We start from the raw sequence: 21,511 nt of genomic DNA, 5'->3' as shown, positions 1-21,511 counted from the left end.
CACCCGCCCCCCGCACGGCCCTGATCAGCCCCACGGCCGAACCCGACGCAACTGACGCCGAGTTGGCCCGGTCGGTACCGGCCTCGGCGCGGCCTGCGGCCTACAGCCAGTCCCGGCGTTTGAAGACCACGTACAGCCCGAGACACACGACCGCCATCAGCAGCAGCGCGAAGGGGTAGCCCAACACCCAGCCGAGCTCGGGCATGTGGTCGAAGTTCATGCCGTAGATGGTGCCGACGAGCGTGGGTGCGAAGAGGATCGCCGCCCAGGCGGAGATCTTCTTGATCTCCTCGTTCTGTGCGTGGCCGGCCTCGGCGAGGGCCTTCATCTCTTCGTTCTGCCGCTGGCTGACGAGGGTGGCGTTGACGGTGAGGATGTCCTGCAGCGCCTGGCGGAAGCCGTCGACGCGTTCGGTGGCCTGGGTGGCGTGGTCGGCCACGTCGCGCAGGTAGCGCCGCAGTTCCTCGTCGATGCCGTACTTCTCGAACCCGGCCGACAGCCCGCGCAGGATGGTGGACAGCGGCCGGGCGGCGCGCTGGAACTCCACGACTTCGCGGGAGAGTTCGTAGATGCGCCGGGAGACCTCCGGGGCGTTGGCGAAGACTTCGGTCCCGATCTCGTCGATGTCGTTCTGGACGCCGGCCACGACGGGGGCGTAGCCGTCGACCACCGCGTCGAGGATGGCGTACAGGACGGCTTCGGGGCCGAGCCCGAGCAACTCGGGGGTGTCCTCCATGCGGCTGCGCACCCCCGCCAGGTCGGGGGCGGCGCCGTGGCGGACGGTGATGACGAAGTCGGGGCCGACGAAGACGTGCAGTTCACCGAAGTCGACCTCCTCGGCGGCGTCCAGGTAGCGGGCGGCACGCAACACCACGAAGAGGGTGTCCCCGTAGCGTTCCAGCTTGGGCCGCTGGTGCGCCTCCAGGGCGTCCTCCACCGCGAGCGGATGCAGGTCGAACTCCTCGGCCAGGGAGACCAACTCGGCGGAGGTCGGCCGGTAGAGGCCGATCCAGGCCATGCCGCCGGGCTTGGCCCGCAACTGCCGGAAGGTGTCGGCCAACGAGTCGGGGGCGCTGGTGCGACGGCCGTCGCCGTACAGCGCGGCGGTGATCACGCTGCTCTCCCCCGCCTCGGGCTGCTCGGCCCGGGCGGGGGCCTCCTCCGGCTCGGGGGCGGGACCGGGCTCGGTGTGGCGCTTGACGGGCTTGGTGAGCGCGCGCAGGGCACGCAGACGGCGCTCGGACATGGGAGAAGTCCTTCTCACAGGCGACACGTGGCACACGACTCGGAGGTTCACCACACATCGTGGGTCTCACCCGCCTTCCGGTACGCACGGGACATGAGCCGCCGGGCAGGGTGTACCCACGTGGACGCGCCGCCGGTGGTGGACCGCGCGCACCCGGCCGGCCGGGTGCCGAAAACCGTGCGACAGCATCCACCGGGCGCGGGGATCATCGGCGGATGGCGCACCTTCACGACATCGTCTTCGACTGCGCTCGCCCCGCGGCCACGGCTCGCTTCTGGGCCGCGGCCCTGGACGGCTACGCGGTCGCGCCCTACGACGACGCGGAACTCGCCCGCCTGCGCGCCGCGGGGATCACCAGCACCGAAGACGACCCCACCGTGCTCGTCGAGACGACCGGCGGAGGACCTCGTCTGTGGTTCCAACTCGTGCCGGAGGCCAGGAGCGCGAAGAACCGCGTGCACTTGGACCTGCGCGCCGCGGACCCGGAGGCGGAGATCCGCCGGCTGACCGCCCTGGGCGCGACCGTTCGCGCGCGGCACGCGGACAACACCGTGCTGGCCGATCCCGAGGGCAACGAGTTCTGCCTGTTCCCGACGGGCCCGGTGCCGGCGTAGGCGTCGAACACCGCCTGGCCGGCGGCCGGTTGGTCCGCCGTGACGAGCGCGGCCCGCCGGCGCGGCAGTTCACCCTCCAGGCCCCGGCGGCCCGGGGGCGCGGGGGCGCGGGGGCGCGCCCGAGGGCCCGTCCTCACCGAAGGTGACATAACCGTTTGATAACGGGGCAGGCGAACCGTCAGGAGCGTGGAACCACCGAACGCCTCACCGACCGGAGGAGGAAGAACCCCCATGCGCGACATCTGGAGCCTGCTCGCCGTCGCCACCGGCGTGCTGTGCGTGCTGTTCACCCACGAGAGCGTCGTCGACCTCTTCGACGGCCAGTTCATGGCGGCGCTCATCGGCACGGTCATCGCCGTGTTCACCGGCGGCACCGCACGGTGGACCTGGCGCCGCAGCCACCCGCGCGCCGCGCGGGCCTGACCCACGGCCCGGCCGGACCCGACGTCCGCCCACCGGCGGCGGCCGGCGTTCGCGCCGCGGAACCAAGAACACCCCTCACCCCGGGCGGGTTCCGTTCCCCGGGGTGAGGGCGCTCAGCGACACCGCGGCGACCGCCGACGGGCCCGGCTCAGGTCGGGAGGGAGAAGCCCTCGGCCGGCGAGCCCTCGGCGAACAGCATGCGCACCCGCGCCGCGTCCTTCCGCAGCTCCCGGGCCCGTCGGTACTCGGGCGAGTCGTACCACTCCCGGATCCGGTCCATGTCGGGGAACTCGATGACCAGGAGCCGGTCGGAGTCCCAGGCACCCTCGACCGGAGCGGGCGTGGGACCCGCCACCAGGTAACGGCCGCCGTGGCTGAGGATGGACGGCTGGGCCACGGCGGCATAGGCCAGACCCGCCTCCTGGTCGAGCACATCGACACCGACGATGACGTAAGCGGGCATGCCCCGCCTCCTTTGGACACGGCGTGTACTTTTGACACGCCGAAGACTAACGCACCCCTGTAACCTGCTCGACGTGAGCGAGGGCAAGGGCGAGGGCAGGCAGGTCGCGGGCGTGACGAGCCGCCGGGAGCGGCTGCGGGCGGAGACCATCCGGGAGATCGAGGCCATCGCGCTGCGGCAGATGGCCGAAGGGGGGCCGGGGGCGATCTCGCTGCGCGGCATCGCCCGCGAGATGGGGATGACGGCGCGCGCGATCTACAGCTACTTCCCCACCCGCGACGACCTGGTCACGGCGCTGATCAGCGGGATCGCCACCTCGCTCGCGACGACGCTGGAGACGGCGAGCGGCGCGGTGCCCGACACCGACCCCGGCGGCCGGCTGCTCGCCTGGGGACAGGCCCTGAGGGAGTGGGCACTGGCCCACCCGGAGAGCTTCCGGCTCTTCTACGGCCACCCCGTCCCCGGCTACCAGCCCCCGGAGGACGGCCCGGTGGACCAGACGGCGCGCCGGGTGTGCCGCGAACTCACCCGCCTGGTGGCCGCCGCGTGGCCCCACGCCCGGCACCACCAGCCGGCGGACGCCTCCTGGTCCGACCTGCACCCCGAGTACGTCGCGAAGATCCGCGCCGACCTCCCCGACGTGGAACCCGCCGCCGCGGCCCTCGCGCTGCGCGTCTGGGGCCGGATGCACGGCCTGGTGGCCCTGGAGGTCGACGGCCACATCCACCCGGTCGCGGGCAACCCGGCCGCGCTGCACCGCGCCGAGATGCTCGACCTGCTCAGGTCACTGGGCCTGACCTCGTAGCGCCCTTCCGCACCTCCCCGTGGCGTCCTCCACGGCAGTCTCGTCACGCCCGGGAAGGAGATTCCGGATGCGGGTGTGGGTATACGAGAAGCCGTGCGAGGCCGTGAAGTCGGTAGCGGGCCGTGTCGCCCGCTGTCCCGAAGACGCGCGGTTCACCAGCTCCGACCGGCGTCCTTCGCGCTCGCCCGGTCCACGCCGGCCGGTGAGACCTCTGAGTGAGGAGAGGAACGATGACGACCGCACTGACCCCCGAGGAGGCGGAGACGCATGTGCGTGGTGTCTGCTTCAAGACCGGCCCGCCCGAGCGGACTGGTGTGGAGACGGAGTGGCTGGTCCAGGACCGCCACAACCGTCGGCTACCGATATCCGTTGACCGACTGGATGCGGCCCTCGCACCGGTCGAGGGCCCAGGCGCCCTCCCCGGGGGCAGCACACTCAGCCGCGAACCGGGCGGCCAGGTAGAGCTCAGCTCCCCGCCGGCCCTTTCGCTCACCGCGTGCGTCGAGGCGATGGCCGCCGATCTCACCGTGCTGCGCACGGCGGTCGGGCAGGCCGGACTGACGCTGGTCGGCCAGGGCCTGGACCCGTTCCGCGATCCGACCCGGGTGCTTCGTCATCCCCGTTACCGGGCGATGGAGGGTTTCTTCGACCGCGAGGGCCCCTGGGGCCGGGTGATGATGCGGCGTACGGCTTCCGTGCAGGTCAACCTGGACTGCGGGGACGACTCGGACGGCGTCTCCGGCCAGCGCTTCCGCTGGGAGCTCGCCCACCGTATCGGCCCGGTCCTCGTCGCCGCCTTCGCCAACTCCCCCGTTCAGGACGGCCGTTCCACCGGATGGCTGTCCACCCGCCAGGCCCTCTGGTTCCGGATGGACGCCAGCCGCACCCACCAGCCGCGCCAGCACGCCGACCCGCGCGTCGCCTGGAGCCGTTACGCGCTCGACGCGAAGGTGATGTGCGTCCGCGGCGTCGGCGGCGCCCGCGACCGTGACTGGTCGGCGCCCCCGGGGCTGACCTTCCGCGACTGGCTGCGCGGCGCCCCGGGGCTTCGGCCCCCCACGCGGGCCGACCTCGACTACCACCTCGGCACGCTCTTCCCGCCGGTCAGACCGCGCGGCTGGCTCGAGTTGCGGATGGTCGACGCACAACACGGCGACGACTGGATCGTGCCGACCGTTCTGGCGGCGTCCCTCCTCGACGACCCCGTCGCCTCGGACGCCGCCTACGCGGCCACCGAGCCGCTGTGCCGGAACCCCGAGCCATATCCCCCTGACGACCTCTGGCGACGGGCGGCCCGCGTCGGCCTCGCCGACCCGGACCTCGCCAAGGCGGCTCGCGTCTGCTTCGCGGCGGCCGACAGCGCCCTGGCGCGCCACGGGGCACCCACGGCCCTGCGGCGGGCCCTGGCCTCCTTCGCGGAGCGCTATCCGGAACGCGGCCGATGTCCCGCCCACGACCAGTTGGACGCGCTCGGCCGCGCGTGACCCGTCCGAAAGCGAAAGGGCATGCCATGACGACCCCTGACAACGGCACCACCTTGTCCGCCGCCGCCCGGGCCGCGCTGGAGACCGCCCGGCGCCGGACCCTGCGCCTCACCGACCAGGTCACCGACGACGACCTCGTCGCCCAGCACTCGCGGCTGATGTCCCCCCTGGTCTGGGACCTGGCCCACATCGCCAACCAGGAAGACCTGTGGCTGGTCCGCACCGCCGGCCGGCGCCCCGGGTTGCGTCCCGACCTCGACCCGCTCTACGACGCCTTCCAACACCCACGCGCCGACCGCCCCGCCCTGCCGTTGCTCGGGCCGGCCGCCGCCCGCGCCTACCTGACCGCGGTCCGCGCCGCGACCTTCGAGGTGCTGGCCGGCACCGACACCTCGCCCGACAACCCGGACCCGCTGCTGGCGAACGGGTTCGTCTTCGGCATGCTCGCCCAGCACGAGCAGCAGCACGACGAGACGATGCTCGCCACCCTGCAACTGCGCGAGGGGCCTCCCGTCGTCCAGGCGCCGGCGCCGCCCCCGGCACCGGCCGACGCGGCCACGCTGCCCCGGGAGGTGCTGGTCCCCGGCGGCCCGTTCACCATGGGCACCAGTACCGACCCGTGGGCGCTCGACAACGAGCGACCGCACCACACCGTGGACGTCCCCGCGTTCTGGCTGGACACGGTGCCCGTCAGCAACGCCGCCTACCAGGCGTTCGTCGACGACGGCGGCTACCGCGAACCCCGCTGGTGGGCCCCGGAGGGCTGGCGGCACGTCCGGAAGGCCGGTCTCCGGGCACCGCTGTTCTGGCGCCGGGAGGGCGGCCGGTGGCTGCGCCGCCGGTTCGGCGTCACCGAGGCCGTTCCCCCCGACGAGCCCGTGCTGCACGTCTGCTGGTACGAGGCGGACGCGTACGCCCGGTGGGCCGGGCGGCGGCTGCCGACCGAGGCGGAGTGGGAGAAGGCGGCCCGGCACGACCCCGCCACCGGCCGCTCCCGCCGCCACCCCTGGGGAGACGCGGAGCCGGGACCCGAGCACGCCAACCTCGGCCAGCGCCACCTCCAGCCGGCACCCGTCGGCAGCTTTCCGGCCGGCGCGGCGCCGAGCGGCGCCCGGCAACTGATCGGCGACGTCTGGGAGTGGACGGCCTCGGACTTCGACCCCTACCCCGGATTCACCGCCTTCCCCTACAAGGAGTACTCCGAGGTCTTCTTCGGCCCCGACTACAAGGTGCTGCGCGGCGGCGCCTTCTCCGTCGACCCGGTCGCCGGCCGGAGCACCTTCCGCAACTGGGACTACCCGATCCGACGGCAGATCTTCGCCGGCTTCCGCACCGCCGGGAACGCCGCGGGGGAGGGCCGCGACTGATGTGCCGCCACCTCGCCTACCTGGGGCCGCCCGTGACCCTCGCGCGGCTGCTCACCGAACCGGCGCACAGCCTGTACGAGCAGTCCTGGCGGCCCGCGCGACAGCGGCACGGCACGGTGAACGCGGACGGGTTCGGCGTCGGTTGGTACCCGGACCGGGCGGACACCACCGAGGGCGACCCCGGTCTCCCCCGGCCCGCGCGCTACCGCCGCGCGGTGCCCGTCTGGGCCGACGCCAACTTCCCCGAACTGGCCAGGACGATCACCAGCCGCACCGTGCTGGCCGCGGTCCGCTCCGCCACCGCGGGCACCACCCAGGACGAGTCGGCGGCGGCGCCCTTCCGCGACGGGCGCTGGCTGTTCAGCCACAACGGCGCCGTCCCCGACTGGACCCGGCTGCCCACCGACCTCACCGCCGCCGAGGCGCTCGCCCTGGAGACGCACAGCGACTCGGCCGTGCTGTGGGCCATGATCGTGCGCCGGCTGCGCCGGGGCGAGCCGCCGGCCGGCGCCCTGGCCGCGGTGGTCCGGCAGGTCGGCGCGGCCCGGCCGACCGCCCGGCTGAACCTCCTCCTCACCGACGGCCACACGATCACCGCCACCGCCTGGGGCGACACCCTGTGGTACCGCACCGGCCCCGGCACGGTCCTGGTCGCCTCGGAACCCGACGACACCCCGGGCGACTGGCGGGAAGCCCCCGACCGCTCGCTGCTCCTGGCCACGACCGCCGGCGTGCGGATCATCCCCCTGCGCGCCCCGGACCCCAGCCCCAAGGGACCACGCCCCATGACCGACCACGGTTTCACCCTCGACGACCGACTGCCCGCCGACCACTTCACCACCACACTCCACGCGGACGTACGCGACGGCCTCGGCAGCACGCCGCGCACCCTGTCCCCCAAGTGGTTCTACGACCAGCGGGGCAGCGACCTGTTCGAGCAGATCACCCGGCTCCCCGAGTACTACCTGACGCGCGCGGAACAGGAGATCCTCACCCGCCGCGCCCCGGAGATCGCCACCCTGACCCGGGCCACGACCCTGATCGAGCTGGGCTCGGGCTCCTCCCGCAAGACCCGACTGCTGCTCGACGCCCTGACCGCCGCCGGCACGCTGCGCCGCTACGCGCCGCTGGACGTCAGCGCCCCCGCCCTCGAAGCGGCCGGCGCCGCGATCCACCTCGACTACCCGGGGCTCACGGTCTCCGCCACCGTGGCCGACTTCGAGTCCGACCTCGCGCCGTCGCTGCCCGACGAGCCGGGTCCACGCCTGCTGGCCTTCCTCGGCAGCACCATCGGCAACTTCGACGAACGGCAACGCCGCGCCTTCTACCGGACCCTGTCGCGCGCGCTCAGCGGCGACGACGTGCTGCTGCTCGGCGCCGACCTGGTGAAGGAACCCGAGACCCTCGTCCGCGCCTACGACGACGCGGCCGGCGTCACCGCCGCCTTCAACCGGAACGTGCTGCACGTCCTCAACCGCGAACTCGGCGCCGACTTCGACCCCGACCTCTTCGACCACGTCGCCCGGTGGGACCCGGAGTTCGAACGCATCGAGATGCGGCTGCGGGCCCGCGCCCCCCAGACCGTCAAGATCCCCGACCTCGACCTCACCCTCGACCTCGCCGCCGGCGAGGACCTGCGCACGGAGCTCTCCTGCAAGTTCCGCCGCGACACCCTCACCGCCGAACTCGCACGAGGCGGCCTCACCGTCCGCCACTGGTGGACCGACCCGGCGGCGCGCTTCGCCCTCCTCATGGCGGTCCCGAACTAGCCGCGGGCGGGCCCGCCGACGGCGGGCGTGGGTCACCGGGGCGGCGGCGCGAGGCTGGCGCCCCGGTGGCCGGCGCAGCGCAGCAGACGCTGCGGCTCGGTGCTCTTCTCCTCCAGCAGGGCGCTGAGCACCTCCATGGCCTGCCGCCCCATCTCCCAGCGGGGGATGCGGAAGCCGGTGAAGTCGATGTCGGCGGTGGCCGGCGGATGGGGGTACCCCCAGACGGAGTCCGGGGGAGGGTCGCCGAGCGCGACGGTGGAGATCGCGGCCGGTACCGGATGCCCGAGTTCGGCCAGCCGGTCGGCCAGTTGCTGGCAGTCGGCCGGGTCCTCGACGAACAGCGCGGTCACGCCGTCGGCGACCAGTTCCGGCAGCCTGGCGACGAGCTCGGCGGTCTCGCCGGCCAGCACCGGGCCCGCGGCGCCGGTGGCGGCGAGCGCGGCGGTGAAGCCGTCCCGCCGGTCGCCGCGCGACTCGGTGTGGCTGCCACTGCCCAGATAGGCCAGCCGCCGGTGCCCCATCTCCACTGCCTGGGCCACCAGTTCGGCGACCGCCCCCGGGTAGTCGGCGCCCACGTAGGGGACCGGGCCGCCGGTGTCGGCGCGGCGGCCGACCGAGACGAACGGGTAGCCCTCGGCCACCAGCCGGGCCAGTTCGCCACGGTCGGTCTCCCGGCCGAGCAGGATGCAGCCGTCGGCGAGCCGGAAGCGGTTGCCCTCGTGGAAGATGCGCCGCCGTCCCTCCACGACCGGGGCGCTGGTCAGCAGCAGCAGATCGCAGCCGAGCTGTTCCGCGCTGTCCTCGATGCCCGCCAGGAAGGGCTGGTAGAAGTCCCGGGTACCGCTGGGGAAGACCGCCTCGTACGTGAAGACGCCGATGATCCGGTTGCGCCTGGCGACCATGCGGCGGGCCACCGGGTCGGCCACGTAGCCGGTCTCGGCGATGGCCTCCAGAACCCGTTCCCTGGTCTCCGACGCGATGCGCACCCCGGCGTCGAGCCGGTTGTTCAGCACCAGGGAGACCGTGGTCTGGCTGACGCCGCAGATCCGGGCGATGTCCTGCTGGGTCACCCGGCGGCGGGGTCCGGTCACGGCCGTCTCCTCTCGACTCTCGTCCCCGGCTGATCGTCGATCACCCATGTCTCGTACGTGTGAGGTGGCGGTGCGTTCCGTCATGCTGCGTTCCCGGCCGAAGGCCGTCAAGGTGGTAATTCGTATTACCACCTTGACGCTGCTCCGAGCCGCCTTGAAGCTGTGCTGCCATCGGCTTCCCGCACCGAGCACCACCGCTGCCGGCCGACGGCGCAACCCCCCGGCGGCAGCACTCGATGAATCGTCGAATCCCCCTCTGGAGTCACCGTGACGGACGACGTGAGCCACTCCCCCGCCACCCCCGTGAGCCGCCGCGGACTGCTGCGCGGCACCGCCGCGCTCGGCACCGCGACGGCGGCCGGCGGACTGCTGTCCCTCGCCGGAGCCCCCACCGCACAGGCGGCGGTGCCCGGCTTCCCGACCTTCAGCTACTTCGGCCAGCCACTCGACAAGAACCAACTGAGGTACAACCCGACCGACGAGCTGATCTTCCCGTCCGTCCGCCACGTCGCCGGCCGTATCACCAACCCGCTGGGCCGCTGGTACATGTACTACGCGCCGCACGACCCGCCCGGCGGGATCTGCCTGGCCTACGCCGACACGGTCACCGGCCCCTGGCGGGAGTACCCGAACAACCCGATCATTCCGCGCAGTTGGGCCAGCTTCGACGTCTCCCACGTCTCCAGCCCGGACGCCTTCTGGAACCCGGCGGACCGCAGGATCTACCTGTTCTTCCACGGCGAGAACCACACGACCCGGGTGGCGAGTTCGGCCGACGGGCGCAGCTTCCAGTACCACAACAGGGTGGTGGGCACCTACATGCTTCCGGGCGTCAGCGAGACGTCCTACGCCCGGGTCTTCCCGCACCCGACCCAGTCGGACATGTACATCATGCTCTTCATGGGCAACCACGGCGGCACCCGCAAGATCTACATCGGCTGGTCCCAGTCGCTGACCTCCGGCTGGCAGGTCAAGCCCGACCCCCTGATCTCGCCGAGGGCGGGCGAGGGCGGCCAGGTCTCCGGCGCGCACTACTGGTCGCGGAACGGCGGCGGGCACGTGGTGTACCACTCCGGCGCGGGGAACATCCATGTCGCCCGGGTCGGTACCGGATTCGACCGCGAGGACCACCTCGGCGTGCTGTACGACTCGCGATCGGCCGCGCCGGACAACGGGCGGGCCGCCGCACCGTCGTTCGTCGAGGCGGACGGACGGCTGCACATGTTCTACGAGGCCGGGCAGCGCGGCTCGACCAACATCGCCCTGGCCCGCGCCAACTGACCTCGGGGGCCGGGCGGTTCGGCCCGTGCCGGCTTCTTCGCCTCATCGAGCGGTGCCAGGCCGAGGGGACCCGGGCGGCCGGCCGACTGACGTCCGGTCAACTCTCCGGTAGGACGAGTCCCGTGGTCGAGGTGGTGATCAGGCGTGGGCCGACGACGTCGCCGACGCCGGCCTTCATGCTGACGCGGGTGACACCGGCCACCGAGGCCAGGGACTCGGCCGAGGAGAGCAGGGTGATGCGGCCGGGCCGGCAGGTGATCTCGCCGACGACCAGCCCGTGCCCGGTCCTGTTCCAGGTGCGGGCCAGCCGCGACGTCGACTCCCCCGCCGCCGGCGGCGCCGCCTGCCGTCGAGCGGGTGCCGCGTTCCTCGTCGCCTGCTCGCTGATCTCGCTGTCCGCGGGTATTCCGGCGTGGGCGGCCGCGACGGTGCTCATCGTCCCGGTGGTGATCCACACGGTCGGCGAACTCTGGCACACCACCGCGAGTTTCGGGGTCTCCTTCGCGCTCGCCCCGAACCACGCCACCGGCGGCGCGGGTGCCGACGGCCTGATCAGCGTGCCGTCAGCGGCCGATCCGGCCGACGGTCCGATGGAGCCGAGGGCGTCAACCAGGTCCGCGGGTCCGGTCACTCATGGGGGTGGTCCGGTGCCACAGCCCGGGTGGGCCCGTGGCGGGGCTTCTAGGGTCCCGGCATGAACATCCCTTCCGAGCCGATCGGCAGCCTGCCCCGCACCGTCGACGTGCTGAACGCCATGGCGGGCGGTGACGGCGCGGCCCTCGACGAGGCCGTGGACCAGGCCGTCCGCGAGACCATCGACAGCCTCCAGGACCTCGGCTCGACGGTCGTCACCGACGGCGAGCAGGCCAAGGCCAGCTTCTGGACCTACCCGGTCGACGGAGCCGACGGCCTGGCCCCCGACGGCGTCGTCATCCCCTACGCCGACGGACACCAGCGCCAGCTGCCCCGCCTCACCGCCGGCCCGTTCCGCTACCGCACCCGCGCCGACCAGTACCTGCGGACCGCGCTGCGGCACGCCAAGGTCCCGGTGAAACAGGCCGTCGTCGCCCCCTCCGCGCTGAGCCTGCTCTACCCGCCGCAGGGCATCGACGGGTACCCGCGCGAGGCGTTCCTCGACGACCTGCTCACCGAGTCGGAGCAGGAGATCCGCGGCTGCCTCGACGCCGGCGCGCACAGCGTCCAACTCGACGTCGAGGAGGCCCGCCTCGCGCTGAAGCTCGACCCGAGCGGCGGGGTCCTGCGCGACTTCGTCGAGCTCGACAACCGGCTCCTGGAACGCTTCGGCGAGGCGGAACGCGCCCGGATCGGCGTCCACACCAGCCCCGGCGGCGACCAGGACTCGACCCACAGCCTCGACGTCGACTACGCCGAGCTGCTGCCGGAGCTGTTCCGCCTCCAGGCCGGCAACTTCTACCTCGCGCTGGCCGGCGAGGCCGATCAGGACCGGGTCCTGCGCATCACCGCCGAACAACTGCGGCCGGGCGTCCGCGTGTTCGTCGGCGTCACCGACCCCCTCGACCCGCGGGTGGAGACCGCCGACGAGGTCCGCGACCGCGTGCTCCGCGCCGCCCGGCACATTCCGCCGGGGCAACTGGGCACCTGCGACGACACCGGCTTCTCCCCCTTCGCCGACGACCGGTCCACCTCCCGCCAGACGGCGTTCGCCAAGATCCGCGCCCGCGTCGAGGGCACCGCGAAGGCGGCGGCGGAACTCGGCGGCTGAGAACCACCGGGCCTCTCGGCCGCCCACCGCGGTTCGTCGTGGCGCACACCCCCGGCACCAAGGAGCGGCACGCGGGTCGGAGTTGGGTGGGCGTGGCTGTCGTCGCCGTCGGCGCCCTCCGTAGGATCGGACGGGGAGTCTCAGATACCGGAAGGCTCCGCACACAAGGGGGAGCACGTCGGGTGAGCACCGTACTGACCATGAAGGTCCGCCGTCCCGCCGGTCCGGACGGCACTTTGGAGCCGGTCAGGACCTGGGTCGAGTTCTCCGAGGGCTCGGGGGCACCACGGGTGGTCGCCCACGCGGAGCGCGAGTTGCCGCCGGGCGGCATACCCGCGTATCTGGCCGCCCGTGGCAGTGGGGCTCGTTCCTTCGTCCTGTGGGCCGGCGAGGACCGTCGGGAGCGGGTGGCGACCCTGGTGACCGCCTCTGCCGCGAGTGGTGTCGCGACGTTCCAGGTGCTGGGCCCGCAGGGCGAGTTGATCGGCACGTTCGTGCGGGAGAAGGCGCTGCGCGGCAGGGGTCTGCGCACCCGCTGGACGGTGACGCAGGCCGGTGGTCCCGCGGCGGTGGGCTTCAAGGGGCGGATCTTCTGGTGGTGCGTGTGGTGGCCTCTGTGGCCGGTGCAGGCTCTGATCGTCCTGGCCAGTCTGCTCGGCGGCGGTGGTGACGTCGCGCGTGGGCCCCGGCGCATCATCTGGCGCGTGGACGGCCGGGCCAGGCTGGAGTTCAGGTCCGGCGGCGACCGGCTGCTCCTGCACGCGCCGGAGACGGACTGGCGCCTGGGAGCCGCGCTGCTGGTCCTGCTGCGCGCCTTCGACAGCCCGCTCGGCGAGCCGTGGGACGCCGCGAAGCAGTGACCGGTCGGCCGGGGCCCCGCCGACGGTGAGCCGGTGGTTCTCGGCGCGGGGGTCGGCGCCGCTGACGGCGTGCGCCGTCCACTTCACCGACCCGTCCGGCCACCACCCCGTCGGCCAGGACGGCACGGGTATCGCCGCGCCCGAGTCCGACACCAGCGAGAACTCCTGGTCGGGCGCGAACACGCTGGGCCAGCCAGCCACGCGATGACGCAGAGGCACCATCCTGCGGAACAGTCCATGAGTCAACATTTTCGACAGTGTCGAATCATCAATCTTTAACCTGCTCCAACATATTGCATCTACGCACACAACTGTGCACACTGATCCGCGCCGAAGTGCTCGCCGCTATGTCCCTGAAAGGGACTCAGAAGCCCGGAGGAGCCGCTCTCATGTCATCGACCTCCACCACCCGGATACGCGGGGCCGTCGGGGGCCTCGCCTTCCTCACCGTCCTGACCTGCCTCGCCGGACCGCTGGTGACGCCCGCTCAGGCGCGTTCCGCCGCCCCGTCGGGTCTGCCCGCCGAGTGCGCCGACGGCGCCCCGCTCACCTGCCACGTCGACGTCGAACCCGGCACGTACGACGTGACCGTCTGGCTCGGGGGCGACGCCGCCGCCAGCACCGGTGTCTCGGCCGAGACCCGCCGCACCATGCTCGCCGAAACCGCCACCGAGGCCGGTGAGATCGTGCGCCGCACCTTCACCGTCGACGTGCGCGACCCCGAAGGGGAGCCCACAGGACCAGCCGGCACCCCCGGCCTCGACCTCCGCTTCGAGGGCTCGGCTCCCCGGCTCGCCGGCCTGCGCGTGACCCAGGCCCGGCACGCTCGGGAGATCCTGATCATCGGTGACTCCACCGCCTGCGACCAGGGCTCCATCCCCTACGCCGGCTGGGGGCAGGAACTGCCGCAGTACCTCCGCGGCGGCGTGTCCGTCGCCAACTACGCGGACGGCGGCGAGGGCACCGCGTCGTTCCTGTACCGACCGCAGCTCTTCGACAACGTGGAGAGCCATGTCGACCGCGGCGACCTGGTCCTCATCCAGCTCGCGCACAACGACAAGTCGACCACCCGCGACGCCTACCGGGCGAACCTCACCGAGATGGCCGAACGCGTCCGCGCCCAGGACGGCCGCCCGGTCTTCGTCACCCCCATCGTCCGCCGCCGCTTCAACAGCGACGGCACGCTCACCCCCATCGCCCTCCACGTGACCGGCGAGGCCGACCTCCCCGCCGAAATGCGCTCCCTCGCCCAGGAGCTGGACGTCCCCCTCATCGACATCACCGCCCTGACCCAGCAGCTCGTGGTGGCTCTCGGCCCCACGGCCTCCCGCGACCTCTATCTCACCGACGTCACCGGCGACAACACCCACACCTCCGTCCACGGCGCCCGCACCTTCGCCGGCCTCGTCACCGCCGAACTCCAGGCCCAACACCTCGTCCCCGACCACGTCATCCGCTGACCGACGCCGAAGAGCGGAAGAGAACGGCGCCGGGGAGGCCGGGGTGATCCGGTCTCCCCGTGGTCGCCCCACCGGCGGCCGCGGCGACGTGCCGCCGGGAGGCCGGGCCGTTCAGCCGCGGGCCGGGCGACGGACTCTCCTGGCGCTGGTCGTGGCGCGTCGGGTGAGCGTCGGGGTGACGAGCTGCGGGTCCGCCGGCTCGGCGCCGCCCCGGAGCTGCGCGAACAGCGCGTCGACCGCTCGCCTGGCGTGCTGCCGCGAGTCCGCCGACACGTTCGTCACCGGGACGCGAAGGCGCTGCGCCACGTCGTCCTCGCACATGGCCACGAGCCCGATGTCACGGGCCGGATCGAAACCGGCCTCGATCAGCAGGTGCAGCACACGCTCCGCGACCCGGGGAGTACGGGCGACGATCCCCCCGCGCACGCCGCCGCCGCGGACGAGGCGGTCGCGGATGGCCAGAACCCCCGGCCAACCCGGCTCGGGGGGCCGGACCACTTCCGCCGCGACATCGGCACGCTCGGCCGCCCGGCCGGCTCCGACCTCGAAGTCGGCGATGAACCGGTGCTCACCGCTGGGCGCGCCGATCGGCTCGCCGATCACGACCAGCGTCTCGCTGCCCGCGGCGACCAGCTCCTCGACCGCCAACTCCCCGGCACGCCCCCCGTCGACGTCGACCCAGTGCAGCCCCCGAGGGTCGTCGGGACGCCCCATCAGGACGGTGGGCAGCCCCAACGCGGCCAGGGTCTCCACACGTTCGTCGCGGCGGGTGACGTCCATGACGAGGAAGGCGTCGACGATGCCGCGCCGAGCCAACCGCTCAAGGCCCGCGCGCCCCTCGTCGGCGGTGACGAGCACGACGTCGTAGTCCCGCTCGCGGGCGGCCGCGGTGATGGTCTCGATGAAGGGCAGCACGCCGGCGAGCTCCGTGCGCGCGGTGACATGCACGACGAGGCCGAGGACGTGGGTACGCCGCCCCGCCAGGGCGCGCGCGCTGGCGTTCGGGTGGTACCCGAGTTCACGCATCGCCTCCTCGACGCGGGCCCGGGTCTCCGGCGAGATCGACCGGCTGCCGGACATGACGTAGGAGACGGTGCTCTGCGACACCCCGGCGAGGGCGGCCACGTCCTTGCTCGTCACCATCGCGGCGCCACCCCGGGGGCGGGCCGCGACCGAGAACCTGTCCCACTCGCGCGGCGACTCGTTGGCGGTCGGCTGCTCATCTGTCTCCTTGACCCGGCTCTCACGGCTGACACGGCTGACACGGCTGACGAGGCGCGGCGATCGACAGTCGACAGTCAGTCGATACGTATCGACAGTGAACGCTAGCCACTCGACTCCCGCCCGTCAACGGTGCGTGCCGCCGCGTGTGGCCGCATAGCGACCGAGAAGACGCGCGGGAAGGGTCACGCGGAACGAGCACGTCCGGGCGGCTCACGTGGCGGTCCGGACGACCAGCTATGTGCTCGTTGACAAAGAACAGACGAACTATGAAAGATCTGCCTTATGGTGATCAACCTTGAGGGCGTGCCCGCCGAGGAACGTCGTCAGCGGATCGGGACGGCGGTCGAGGAGCGCGGCTTCGTGCATGTCGCCCACCTAGCCGAGGAGTTCGGCATCTCCCGGGTCACGGTGCGTGCGGACCTGGACAGCCTGGAGAGGCGGGGCCGGCTGCGCCGGGTGCGTGGCGGCGCGCTGGCGACGCATCGGGGTGGCCCGCCCGCGAGCCGGGCGGGGGGCGCCGTGGAGTCGCCCTTCGAGGAGGCGATGGGCGCGGCGCGGGCGGAGAAGGCCGCGATCGGCCGCCGGGCCGCGCGGCTGGTGGGCCCCGGCGAGAGCGTGATCCTCGACGCGGGGACGACGACGATGGCCGTGGCGCGGGCGCTGGTCGAGCGCGCCGACCTGCGGGACGTCGTGGTCTTCACCAACGGCCTGTCGATCGCCCTGGAGTTGGAACGCGCGATCCCCCGGTTCACCGTCGTCGTCACCGGCGGCACGCTGCGGCCGTCGCAGCACTCCCTGGTCAACCCGCTCGGCACCGGGATTCTGGACGGGATCAACGCCGACACGCTCTTCCTCGGCTGCAACGGCGTCCACCCGCGCCGGGGCCTCACCAACCTCAACCTCCCCGAGGCCGAGCTCAAGCAGGCCATGCTCCGCTCCTCGGCCCGGTGCGTCGTCGTCGCCGACGGCTCCAAGGTGGGGCGGGTCGAGCTGGCCCCCATCTGCCCCCTCGACCAGGCCGAGCTGCTCGTCACGGGCCCGTCGGCGGACAGCCGGTCGACGCAGGACTGCCGCGACGCCGGCCTGAAGGTCGAGGTGGTCGAGGTGGCCCAGGTGGCCCAGGGCGGCTGAGCGGGGCCTTCACGGACGAGACCGGCGGGTCCCGCCGTTCCCCGCCCGCCCCCCTTTCGAAAGCTGACCTTTTCTTGCCAAGAGGAAAGGCAGGTGCCTAGGATGCGGCGGGCAACCGGCCCCCTCTTCGATCGCTTCCGCTCCGGAAGCACGTGAGTATGTGAAGGGCTGAGGATGAGCGACGGTCTGGATGCGGCCGTGACGGTTCCCGTCGAGGCCGGCGAGGCGTGGTGGGGTGGAGCGGCGGCGGACGGTCTCGCCATGCCGTTCGGCGAGGGGTACCGCGCCGACCTGAGGGACCTCGGCGGCAACCAGGGCATGCCGCTGCTGCTCTCCAACCACGGCCGGTACGTGTGGTCGGAGCGCCCCTTCGCCTTCGAGGCGACGGAGGGTGCCCTGCGGGTGCGGACCGATCCGGCCGCCGGCGTGGTCCTCGGCGAGGGCCACGGCGACCTGGCCGGCGTCTACCGGCACCTGGTCGCCGAGCGGTTCCGCCCGCACGGACAGCCGCCGGACGCGCGGCTGTTCACCGCCCCGCAGTACAACCTGTGGATCGAGACCCTCTTCCACCCCACCCAACAGGGCGTCCTCGACTACGCCCAGGCCGTCCTCGACCACGGCCTGCCGCCCGGCGTCCTGATGATCGACGACAGCTGGCACGAGTCCTACGGCACCTGGACCTTCCACCGGGGCCGCTTCCCCGACCCGGCCGCCATGCTGACCCGACTCCACGAACTCGGCTTCACCGTCATGCTGTGGCTGGTCCCCTACGTCACCCCGGACACCGAGACGTTCCGCGCGCTGCGCGACGCCGGCCTGCTGATCCGCGACGACCGTGGCCGCGTCGCCGTCGGCGAATGGTGGAACGGCTTCGGCGCCGCCCTCGACCTCCTCGACCCCGACGCCCCGCGCTGGCTCTCCCGGGCGTTGGAGGAGCTGACGCGGCTCGGCGTGGACGGCTTCAAGTTCGACGGCGGCGAACCCCCCTTCTACGCCGCCCTCGGCCGACCCGACCCGCACGCGTACACCGTCGCCTGGAACCGCTTCGGCCTCGATTACCCGCTCAACGAGTTCCGCGACGCCTGGCTGGCCGCCAACCTCCCCCTCGCCCAGCGGCAACGCGACAAGGCACACGCCTGGCACGGCCGGGACGGCCTCGAAGCCCTCGTCCCCAACGCCCTGGCCCAGTCGCTCACCGGACACGCCTACACCTGCCCGGACATGATCGGCGGCGGCGAGTACCAGTCCTTCGGCAGCGCCACCTTCGACCCGGAGCTCTTCGTCCGCTCCGCGCAGGCGTCCGCCCTGCTCCCGATGACGCAGTTCTCCGCCGCCCCGTGGCGGCTGCTGGACGCCGAACACCTCGGCCACTGCCGCGCGGCCGCCCTGCTGCACGAACGCCTCGGCCCCGAGATCCTGGCCCTCGCCCAGCACGCCGCCCGCACCGGCGAACCCATCGTCCGCCCCCTGGAGTTCGACCACCCCGGCCACGGCTACGCCACCGTCACCGACCAGTTCCTCCTCGGACCCGACATCCTCGTCGCCCCCGTCCTCGACAAGGGCGCCACCACCAGGACCGTCACCATCCCGCCCGGCCACTGGCGCGCCGACGACGGCCAGGAGTACGAGGGCCCCCGCGTGGCGAAGGTCGACGCCCCCCTCGCCCGGCTCCCGTGGTTCCGCCGCACCGCCCCGGCGCGCCCCTCGGTCTGAACGGAGGCGATGCGGCGGTTCAGCGAACGGGGAAGGCGATCGACCGCGGTCCCGGGTACTCGCGGCCGTCGCGGACGAGGGTGTGGCCGGCCGGCACGTCCACCCGGAGTCGTTCGCGGGTGACGACCACCCCGATCTCCCCACCGGGGACGGGGACGACGGCGCCGGCCCAGTGGAGCCGGCCGAGTTCCGGCTCGACGGTGAACGTGCTCCAGCCGGGTCCGGTCGGACGGAGCCCGCAGACGATCTCGGGGAGCAGCCGCGCCGGCCCGGCGGCCCAGGCGTGGCACAGGCTCTTGCCGAAGGGCCGGCCGTACATCTCGTACCGCCCGGCGTCGGGTTCGTGGAACTCCTCCCAGAAGGTGGTGGCGTCCGCGTCGAGCATCCCGCCCCAGAGCCGCCGCACGCGCTCGACGGCCGCGTCGGGGTGTCCGGCACGGGCCAGCGCGTCGAGCGCGAACGCGGTGACGAACGGCGTCCTGGTGCGCGGCCCGTCGAGCAGCACCCGCGCGACGCCGGGCGGGACCTCCTCCCCCATGACGCCCGACGCGACGGCGAACAGGTTCGGGTAGGGCGAGTCGGCCCGGGACGGGCCGAGGTACTCGCGCCACGCCCCCGCCCCGGGGTCCCAGGCGCGGTCGTGGAGGGTGCGGCGCAGCCGGCCGGCGAGGTCGGTCCAGCGGCGCCAGCCGGGGTGCCCCGCGGTGCGCAGGACGCCGCCGGCGCTCTCCAGCGCCCAGTACCAGAGGAGTTGCAGTGCCGTGCTGTCGCGCTCGGGGTCGACCTCCACCCCCCAGTCGATGAAGATCGGCTTCGCGTAGGCGTCGTCGCCCGGGGTGGGGCGGAGCACGCCGTCCGGGTCGGTCTCGGCGGCCAGTCGCTCGACGAAGGCGTGGAGGTGCGGGGCGTGTCGCCGCGGGTAGGTGCCGGCGTCGAAGTACCGGGTGAACGTGGCCGTGCAGACCAGCCACCACAGGGAGTAGTCCACGATGCCGTTGACGTGTCCGGAGGTGTTCCGGCCCAGGGCGACGAGGCCGCGTTCCACGAGCTCGGGGTCGCCGAACGCGTAGGCGCTGGCCGGTGCGCCGAGCGCGAGATCCCCCATCCAGGGCATCCGGTCGCGCTTGACGCCGTCGACGATCAGTCCGTGCGCGCACTGCCGGAGCGTGTAGGCGCTGGTCACCCAGATGTCGGTGAGGCGGTCGTCGGAGCACGCGAAGGCCCCGCGGCGGCGCAGCGGATGCGCCCGCGCCGCCACCTCGACGGAGGCGACCTCCGCGTCGTGCACCGCGAGGTAGCGCAGCCCGAGTTCGTGGACGGACTCCCACCTTCCGTCGGGACGCCGCCTCAGATCGTGGTACTGCTCCTCATCGTGACCGGCCGCCGCCTCCTCCCGCGACTCCCCGGCGAAGATCCTCGGGACGCCCGCACAGCGGATGACGACCCGGCCCAGCACCTCGGCCGGCAGGGCGTACAGGTCGCCCTCGCGCCGCATCGGCAGCCGGTGGACCGGATTGCGGAGCTCGTGCGGAGGTGTGGTCGGCGTCCCGAACCCGACGGCGGCCGGCTCCCAGGCGACGCCGTCCGCGCTGACGTCGAACGCGGTCGCTCCCCCGTCGCCGACCACGGTGACGCCGGCGGGGCCCGGGCCGTCGGTCTCGACGCCGAACCCCCACGGGCCGGTGCCGGTCGCCAGGACGCGCACCGCCCCGTCCCCGGCGTCCGCGAGCGTCACACCGGAACCGGCGTGGAGGGTGCCGGTCGCCCGCACCAACAGCCCCGACCCGGGCGGCCGGTTCACCACGCGGAAGTGCGCGACCCGGACCGGCCGGCCGAAGTTCGGCGCGAACTCCACGTCGCACGCCGCGGCGATTCCCTCGCGGACGAGGCGGTGCAGGACACCCAGCTCCCACTGCCCGGGAAGGGCGAACCACCGTTGGGTGAACGGCTCGTGGGCCGGGTCGTCGGGCAGCGGATCGTAGGTGCGGGCACGGGTGAGGCGCGCGATGTCGGCTGGCGTCACGGGCGTGGTCGTGGGAATCATCGGCGGCTCTCCCTCGGGTCTGGACAGGCAATCGATGCGCATCGACGATACCGTCCGGCGTCCGGGTGTGACGAGGTGAGGTGGTACCGGAGCGCGGGGAACGGCGCCGGCCGGGCGGTTCCGGGCCGTGGTCAGGAGGTGCGGGCCTTGAGGTGGGCCCGCTCTCCCTGGTGTCCGAACAGGACCAGGAGCTCGACGGTCCGGTCACCTTCCGCACCCAGCCAGTGCGGCACGTGCGTGTCGAACTCCGCCGCCTCGCCCGGCTTGAGGACGAGGCTCTGGTCGCCCAGCACCAGGCGGAGCCGGCCGGCGATCACGTAGAGCCATTCGAAGCCCTCGTGCGTGGCCGGCCGGGGCTCACCGCCGGGCCTGGGCGGGATGAGGAGCTTGTGCGCCTGGACGCCGCCGGGCTGGCTGAGCGGGATGAACGTCATCCCGTCGCGGGTGACCGGGCGCGGATGGATGCGCGGGTCCCCGGTCCGTGGCGCGCCGACGAGGTCGTCCAGCGGCACCGCGTACACCTCGGCGAGCGGCAGCAGCAGTTCCAGGGTGGGCTTGCGGTTGCCGCCTTCCAGCCGCGACAGCGTGCTCTCGTTGATTCCCGTGCGTTCGGCCAGTTCGGCGATCGTCATCCGGCGCCGGTGCCGCAGGTCCCGCAGCCGGGGTCCCACCGCGTCCAGGACGGCTCTCTTCTCCGTAGCCACCCGGACAGCATGCCGATCCGGCATGAGGCTTTGCAAGTCCAGCATGTGGCGTCGCACCGTTCGGGGAGACGATGGCGGCGATCAGGCC

19 protein-coding genes and 2 pseudogenes are annotated in these 21,511 nt (G+C 73.1%); 13 read left to right on the top strand and 8 right to left on the bottom strand.

Annotation, left to right across the window (positions count from 1 at the left end; translation table 11 throughout):
• Nucleotides 1-100: 100 nt before the first annotated feature.
• On the bottom strand, nucleotides 101-1,246 hold the full coding sequence (locus E1283_RS08950; protein ID WP_132817390.1) for a magnesium and cobalt transport protein CorA: 1,146 nt from the start codon (nucleotides 1,244-1,246) through the stop codon (nucleotides 101-103).
• 215 nt (nucleotides 1,247-1,461) lie between these two features.
• On the opposite strand from E1283_RS08950, the gene E1283_RS08945 reads away from it, so the two are divergent.
• Nucleotides 1,462-1,860, top strand: a complete 399-nt coding sequence (locus E1283_RS08945) for a VOC family protein (RefSeq protein ID WP_132817389.1) — start codon at nucleotides 1,462-1,464, stop codon at nucleotides 1,858-1,860.
• Nucleotides 1,861-2,091: 231 nt separating this feature from the next.
• Nucleotides 2,092-2,283: a hypothetical protein gene (locus E1283_RS08940; protein ID WP_132817388.1), complete on the top strand. Its 192-nt coding sequence runs from the start codon at nucleotides 2,092-2,094 to the stop codon at nucleotides 2,281-2,283.
• Between the two features lie 148 nt (nucleotides 2,284-2,431).
• Here E1283_RS08940 and E1283_RS08935 read toward each other — a convergent pair whose 3' ends face one another.
• Nucleotides 2,432-2,746 carry a DUF1330 domain-containing protein gene (locus E1283_RS08935; RefSeq protein WP_132817387.1) on the bottom strand — a complete coding sequence of 105 codons (315 nt, stop codon included), beginning with the start codon at nucleotides 2,744-2,746 and terminating at the stop codon, nucleotides 2,432-2,434.
• Between the two features lie 73 nt (nucleotides 2,747-2,819).
• Between E1283_RS08935 and E1283_RS08930 the strand changes: the two genes are divergently transcribed.
• From E1283_RS08930 to egtD, 5 genes and pseudogenes are all read left to right on the top strand, one after another.
• The gene (locus tag E1283_RS08930) at nucleotides 2,820-3,551 is read left to right on the top strand and encodes a TetR/AcrR family transcriptional regulator (protein ID WP_243744702.1); all 732 of its coding nucleotides are present in this window, start codon (nucleotides 2,820-2,822) and stop codon (nucleotides 3,549-3,551) included.
• Between the two features lie 230 nt (nucleotides 3,552-3,781).
• A complete protein-coding gene (gene egtA, locus E1283_RS08925) occupies nucleotides 3,782-5,035 on the top strand; it encodes an ergothioneine biosynthesis glutamate--cysteine ligase EgtA (protein WP_132817385.1) in 1,254 nt (417 codons plus the stop codon).
• A gap of 26 nt (nucleotides 5,036-5,061) precedes the next feature.
• Nucleotides 5,062-6,402, top strand: a complete 1,341-nt coding sequence (gene egtB / locus E1283_RS08920) for an ergothioneine biosynthesis protein EgtB (RefSeq protein ID WP_132817384.1) — start codon at nucleotides 5,062-5,064, stop codon at nucleotides 6,400-6,402.
• Nucleotides 6,402-7,091: pseudogene (gene egtC, locus E1283_RS38625) on the top strand (ergothioneine biosynthesis protein EgtC); the annotation flags it as partial. The gene egtB and the pseudogene egtC, both read left to right, overlap by 1 nt.
• Nucleotides 7,092-7,187: 96 nt before the next feature.
• Complete coding sequence (gene egtD, locus E1283_RS38620) at nucleotides 7,188-8,171, top strand: L-histidine N(alpha)-methyltransferase (RefSeq protein ID WP_243744703.1); 984 nt, start codon at nucleotides 7,188-7,190, stop codon at nucleotides 8,169-8,171.
• Nucleotides 8,172-8,203: 32 nt separating this feature from the next.
• Here the strand turns inward: egtD and E1283_RS08910 are convergent, their stop codons facing one another.
• Nucleotides 8,204-9,262: a LacI family DNA-binding transcriptional regulator gene (locus tag E1283_RS08910; RefSeq protein ID WP_132817382.1), complete on the bottom strand. Its 1,059-nt coding sequence runs from the start codon at nucleotides 9,260-9,262 to the stop codon at nucleotides 8,204-8,206.
• A gap of 267 nt (nucleotides 9,263-9,529) precedes the next feature.
• Here E1283_RS08910 and E1283_RS08905 point away from each other — a divergent pair, with 267 nt between their 5' ends.
• On the top strand, nucleotides 9,530-10,543 hold the full coding sequence (locus E1283_RS08905) for a glycoside hydrolase family protein (protein WP_132817381.1): 1,014 nt from the start codon (nucleotides 9,530-9,532) through the stop codon (nucleotides 10,541-10,543).
• A 97-nt stretch (nucleotides 10,544-10,640) separates the two neighbouring features.
• On the opposite strand, the gene E1283_RS37105 is transcribed toward E1283_RS08905, so the two are convergent.
• Nucleotides 10,641-10,979 carry a hypothetical protein gene (locus E1283_RS37105; RefSeq protein ID WP_165956054.1) on the bottom strand — a complete coding sequence of 113 codons (339 nt, stop codon included), beginning with the start codon at nucleotides 10,977-10,979 and terminating at the stop codon, nucleotides 10,641-10,643.
• A 258-nt stretch (nucleotides 10,980-11,237) separates the two neighbouring features.
• On the opposite strand from E1283_RS37105, the gene E1283_RS08895 reads away from it, so the two are divergent.
• Together E1283_RS08895 and E1283_RS08890 are read left to right on the top strand one after the other, a co-directional pair.
• On the top strand, nucleotides 11,238-12,287 hold the full coding sequence (locus E1283_RS08895) for a uroporphyrinogen decarboxylase/cobalamine-independent methonine synthase family protein (RefSeq protein WP_132817380.1): 1,050 nt from the start codon (nucleotides 11,238-11,240) through the stop codon (nucleotides 12,285-12,287).
• A gap of 182 nt (nucleotides 12,288-12,469) precedes the next feature.
• Complete coding sequence (locus E1283_RS08890) at nucleotides 12,470-13,147, top strand: hypothetical protein (protein ID WP_243744701.1); 678 nt, start codon at nucleotides 12,470-12,472, stop codon at nucleotides 13,145-13,147.
• 84 nt (nucleotides 13,148-13,231) lie between these two features.
• Here E1283_RS08890 and E1283_RS38615 read toward each other — a convergent pair.
• Nucleotides 13,232-13,369: pseudogene (locus E1283_RS38615) on the bottom strand (RIFT barrel domain-containing protein); the annotation flags it as partial.
• Nucleotides 13,370-13,536: 167 nt separating this feature from the next.
• Between E1283_RS38615 and E1283_RS08880 the strand changes: the two are divergent.
• Entirely contained in the window at nucleotides 13,537-14,607 is a 1,071-nt protein-coding gene (locus E1283_RS08880; RefSeq protein ID WP_132817378.1) for a rhamnogalacturonan acetylesterase, read from the top strand.
• A gap of 111 nt (nucleotides 14,608-14,718) precedes the next feature.
• Here the strand turns inward: E1283_RS08880 and E1283_RS08875 are convergent, their stop codons facing one another.
• Complete coding sequence (locus E1283_RS08875) at nucleotides 14,719-15,750, bottom strand: LacI family DNA-binding transcriptional regulator (RefSeq protein ID WP_132817377.1); 1,032 nt, start codon at nucleotides 15,748-15,750, stop codon at nucleotides 14,719-14,721.
• A 363-nt stretch (nucleotides 15,751-16,113) separates the two neighbouring features.
• Here E1283_RS08875 and E1283_RS08870 point away from each other — a divergent pair, with 363 nt between their 5' ends.
• Entirely contained in the window at nucleotides 16,114-16,962 is an 849-nt protein-coding gene (locus E1283_RS08870; RefSeq protein ID WP_132817376.1) for a DeoR/GlpR family DNA-binding transcription regulator, read from the top strand.
• A 174-nt stretch (nucleotides 16,963-17,136) separates the two neighbouring features.
• Nucleotides 17,137-18,675, top strand: coding sequence for a glycoside hydrolase family 31 protein (locus E1283_RS08865; protein WP_132817375.1), 1,539 nt, complete (start codon nucleotides 17,137-17,139; stop codon nucleotides 18,673-18,675).
• Between the two features lie 19 nt (nucleotides 18,676-18,694).
• Here the strand turns inward: E1283_RS08865 and E1283_RS08860 are convergent, their stop codons facing one another.
• Both E1283_RS08860 and E1283_RS08855 read right to left on the bottom strand, forming a co-directional pair.
• Nucleotides 18,695-20,719, bottom strand: coding sequence for an alpha-L-rhamnosidase-related protein (locus E1283_RS08860; RefSeq protein ID WP_132817374.1), 2,025 nt, complete (start codon nucleotides 20,717-20,719; stop codon nucleotides 18,695-18,697).
• A gap of 131 nt (nucleotides 20,720-20,850) precedes the next feature.
• Entirely contained in the window at nucleotides 20,851-21,447 is a 597-nt protein-coding gene (locus E1283_RS08855; protein WP_132817391.1) for a helix-turn-helix domain-containing protein, read from the bottom strand.
• Nucleotides 21,448-21,511: the final 64 nt, after the last annotated feature.

Source organism: Streptomyces hainanensis, from assembly GCF_004348415.1.
GTDB classification, from domain to species: Bacteria; Actinomycetota; Actinomycetes; order Streptomycetales; family Streptomycetaceae; genus Streptomyces; species Streptomyces hainanensis.
This window is presented reverse-complemented; position numbering and strand designations above follow the sequence as displayed.

Coding starts and splice junctions, on each gene's coding strand:
- E1283_RS08860 (WP_132817374.1), bottom strand. CDS start 20,719: ATGATTCCCACGACCACGCCCGTGACGCCAGCCGACATCGCGCGCCTC.
- E1283_RS08865 (WP_132817375.1), top strand. CDS start 17,137: ATGAGCGACGGTCTGGATGCGGCCGTGACGGTTCCCGTCGAGGCCGGC.
- E1283_RS08950 (WP_132817390.1), bottom strand. CDS start 1,246: ATGTCCGAGCGCCGTCTGCGTGCCCTGCGCGCGCTCACCAAGCCCGTC.
- egtA (WP_132817385.1), top strand. CDS start 3,782: ATGACGACCGCACTGACCCCCGAGGAGGCGGAGACGCATGTGCGTGGT.
- E1283_RS08935 (WP_132817387.1), bottom strand. CDS start 2,746: ATGCCCGCTTACGTCATCGTCGGTGTCGATGTGCTCGACCAGGAGGCG.
- E1283_RS08870 (WP_132817376.1), top strand. CDS start 16,114: ATGGTGATCAACCTTGAGGGCGTGCCCGCCGAGGAACGTCGTCAGCGG.
- egtD (WP_243744703.1), top strand. CDS start 7,188: ATGACCGACCACGGTTTCACCCTCGACGACCGACTGCCCGCCGACCAC.
- E1283_RS08945 (WP_132817389.1), top strand. CDS start 1,462: ATGGCGCACCTTCACGACATCGTCTTCGACTGCGCTCGCCCCGCGGCC.
- E1283_RS37105 (WP_165956054.1), bottom strand. CDS start 10,979: ATGAGCACCGTCGCGGCCGCCCACGCCGGAATACCCGCGGACAGCGAG.
- E1283_RS08940 (WP_132817388.1), top strand. CDS start 2,092: ATGCGCGACATCTGGAGCCTGCTCGCCGTCGCCACCGGCGTGCTGTGC.
- E1283_RS08895 (WP_132817380.1), top strand. CDS start 11,238: ATGAACATCCCTTCCGAGCCGATCGGCAGCCTGCCCCGCACCGTCGAC.
- E1283_RS08880 (WP_132817378.1), top strand. CDS start 13,537: ATGTCATCGACCTCCACCACCCGGATACGCGGGGCCGTCGGGGGCCTC.
- E1283_RS08855 (WP_132817391.1), bottom strand. CDS start 21,447: ATGCCGGATCGGCATGCTGTCCGGGTGGCTACGGAGAAGAGAGCCGTC.
- egtB (WP_132817384.1), top strand. CDS start 5,062: ATGACGACCCCTGACAACGGCACCACCTTGTCCGCCGCCGCCCGGGCC.
- E1283_RS08875 (WP_132817377.1), bottom strand. CDS start 15,750: ATGGTGACGAGCAAGGACGTGGCCGCCCTCGCCGGGGTGTCGCAGAGC.